This window comes from Mycobacterium sp. (assembly GCF_050700595.1).
GTDB lineage: Bacteria > Actinomycetota > Actinomycetes > Mycobacteriales > Mycobacteriaceae > Mycobacterium.
The window spans coordinates 1-2,997 of the sequence record NZ_JBOHHI010000095.1; the positions used below are offsets into that span (position 1 = coordinate 1).

A 2,997-nucleotide genomic window follows, 5' to 3' on the forward strand; every position below is an offset into this window, starting at 1 on the left:
GTCGAAGATCTGCCCGATGGCGGCCGCGCCGATCGCCGCGACAATCATCAGCAGGTCCACGTCGAGCGTCTTGTTCCGCAATGCCTGCACACCGGCCCAGGCCGGCTCCCACCCCCCGGTGATGTAGCAGGCCAGGTACAAGACCCACCCCACGACGGCAGAGGCGCCCGCCAGCTGAGCACCCAGGCCGAGCACGAACAGCACCAGCGCGATCGCCGCCCAGCGCGCCGACGCCACCGACCACACCGCCCCGTCGACGCGGCCGGGCCGCAACTCAGCGGCCAGGCCGGTGTCGCGTACGGCGGTCATCGGCATGAGTGTATACATGTCGAGATCTACATGTATACATGTCCTGCTGGTGGGCGTGGTTCAATTGGATTCGTGGGACATGGCGTCGAAGGCCGCACCCCGCCGGCCACTCTGGATCCGGCCGCGGCGGGCAAGGTCGCCGAGACGCTGCAGGCGCTGGCATCCCCGACCCGGCTGCGGATTCTGACCCGGCTGCGCGAGTCCCCGTGTTCGGTGACCGACTTGTCGGCGGCGGTCGGAATGGAACAACCCGCCGTCTCCCATCAACTTCGGTTGTTGCGGAACCTGGGCCTGGTCACCGGTGATCGCAGCGGCCGCAGCGTCGTCTACCGGCTTTACGACAATCACGTTGCCGCGCTGCTCGACGAAGCGGTCTACCACATCGAGCATCTGCACCTCGGCGCCCGCGACACCACCGCCTGAGACCAGAGTGCCCGCGTGGGCACGCCGCACGTGGGTGTCCAAGATGCGCAAGGTGGGTAACTGAGAGGGAAATGCGCAGTCGAATTTGGTCACGAGTCACCGGTAGCGGCGGGCAGGCGGTCGCCGCGGAGTCGCCGGTTAGCCCGATCAGCCCGGTCGTCGGTCCAGTCGACGGCCGTGGGGTTCGGTGCGTGCCGCTCGTCCCGGGCGACCGGTTCGCCGGGTACACCATCGAGCGACTGCTCGGCGTGGGTGCGATGGGCGAGGTGTATCTGGCTCACCACCCGCGGCTGCGACGTCGGGAAGCGCTCAAGGTCTTGCCGACGGCACTGACCGGCAATCGTGAATTTCGTCAGCGCTTCGAACGCGAAGCCGACATCGCGGCGTCGCTGTGGCATCCGCACATCGTGGGCATCCACGATCGCGGCGAGTTCAACGGCCAGTTGTGGATTTCGATGGATTACGTGGACGGCAGCGACGCCGCTCGCCGGGTGCGGAAGTATCCGCAAGGGTTAGCAGCGTCTGAGGTGCTGGAGATCGTAACTGCCGTCGCCGAGGCGCTCGACTATGCTCACCAACGCCAGCTGCTGCATCGCGATGTCAAACCGGCCAATATCCTGCTCGCCCGCCCTGAGGCCGGCAAGCAACGAGTCTTGCTGGCGGACTTCGGAATTGCGCGTCGGGTCGACGACGTCGGCCTGCTGACCGCGGCGAACGTGACGATGGGAACGCTGGCCTACGGAGCACCCGAACAACTGACCGGGTCGTCATCGATCGACGGCAAGGCCGATCAGTACGGGTTGGCGACGTCGGCGTTTCATCTGCTGACCGGTATACCTCCGTTTCACCCCTCCGACCCCGCGCTCGCGATCACTCAACACCTCGCCTCGTCACCACCTAAACTCGCCCGGCACTCCCCCGAACTGGCCCACCTTGATCCGATCCTGTCCCGGGCGCTCGCAAAACAGCCCGCGTCCCGGTTCGACTGCTGCGTCGATTTCGGCCGCGCACTCGGGCGACAGATTAGTGCCTCGGCCGCGAAATCTGAGGTCCGCCGGTCCACACGGGAAAAACCGGAGAAGAAGCCGGCACCGCCCAAGCGGCCGACGGGTCAAGCCGTTAACACCGGTTCCGCGAGTTCTGCCGTGGCGAAGGTCGCGACAATCATCCCCGCCCTGGTGATGATCGCGGCGGCGACCGTGGTGGCGCAGACGTTCTCCCGCGAGCACGAACCGTCGATAGCTGCGTCGCCATCGTCGACGGCACCGTCTCGGGCGTCGTCGCCGGTTGCAAAACCACCACCTGTGAAAGCCGCTCCACCAGCCAAGGCCGTGGTCGGCGCACGGTGCGCCGCCCTCGGAGCCAGCGGCATGACCACCGACGGGGCCACCGCCTACTGCGCACGGCTGCAGTACACCGATCGCCGGCTGTGGTCGCTGCACCCCGGCGATATCCCCAACCCGGAACTCTCGGTCCAGCCGGCCGCACCGCCACCAGCCGACGACCAGGCCCCGGTGCGGATCTGCATGCGGCAGACCGGCCAGAACTGGGCCGGATGCGCCAACGACATCCATCGCGCCAACGGATCCACTCCGTGATCGGCGGTCAGGTCAGGTGGTCATAGTCGCCGCGGACCCAGGCGGCGTGACGATTGGCCGACCGCTGTACCGCTGCATGGCCGTCGGTATCGATGGAATTCGTGAACAGCCCATAGATGCGGTCGAACCGCAACGCGGCCAGGGTGTCAGCCATGCGTTGCACCACCGCGGCGGATAGCGGAAGGCGGTTGGGGTAGCTGCGCAAAAACCCGACCGTCCGGCGGTCGGGATTGGGAAATATGGTGTCGCCGGCCAGCAGCACGCCGCGCCCTTCCGCGCCGTCGTCCCAGCAAGCGACGGCGCTGCCGGGGAAATGTCCGCCCACCCGGACCACCGATAACGACGGGGTCAGCTGCAAGGTGTCCGACCACTGTTGGATCACCGGGTCGGGGCGCATTACCCATTCGGCATCCGCGGCGTTGACGTACACCGGGACACCGCCGAGCCGGTGGCTCCACTCCACCTGTGCGCCGTACATGTGCGGATGACTGGCCACAATTGCGATGACCGGCCCACGTTCGGCTACCGCTGTTACGGCGGCGTCGTCGAGAAAGCCGGAGGGATCCCACAACACATTGCCGGGGTCGGTGCATACCAGCTTGCCCAGCTGACCGATTCCAAGCGGCGGCGAACTGCCGATCCCGACGAGCCCGTCCTCGATGACGGC

Annotated in this window: 3 protein-coding genes and 1 pseudogene; 2 read left to right on the top strand and 2 right to left on the bottom strand. The window is 67.0% G+C overall.

Annotated elements, in window-relative coordinates; all coding sequences use genetic code 11:
- Positions 1–309: pseudogene (locus ACRDTL_RS09350) on the bottom strand (heavy metal translocating P-type ATPase); the annotation flags it as partial.
- A gap of 72 nt (positions 310–381) precedes the next feature.
- Between ACRDTL_RS09350 and ACRDTL_RS09355 the strand changes: the two are divergent.
- Both ACRDTL_RS09355 and ACRDTL_RS09360 read left to right on the top strand, forming a co-directional pair.
- Positions 382–732 carry an ArsR/SmtB family transcription factor gene (locus tag ACRDTL_RS09355; RefSeq protein WP_431506428.1) on the top strand — a complete coding sequence of 117 codons (351 nt, stop codon included), beginning with the start codon at positions 382–384 and terminating at the stop codon, positions 730–732.
- Positions 733–923: 191 nt separating this feature from the next.
- Positions 924–2,330, top strand: coding sequence for a serine/threonine-protein kinase (locus ACRDTL_RS09360; RefSeq protein WP_431506429.1), 1,407 nt, complete (start codon positions 924–926; stop codon positions 2,328–2,330).
- 7 nt (positions 2,331–2,337) lie between these two features.
- Here ACRDTL_RS09360 and ACRDTL_RS09365 read toward each other — a convergent pair.
- A partial coding sequence (locus ACRDTL_RS09365) for an MBL fold metallo-hydrolase (protein WP_431506430.1) occupies positions 2,338–2,997 on the bottom strand: 660 nt, incomplete at its 5' end.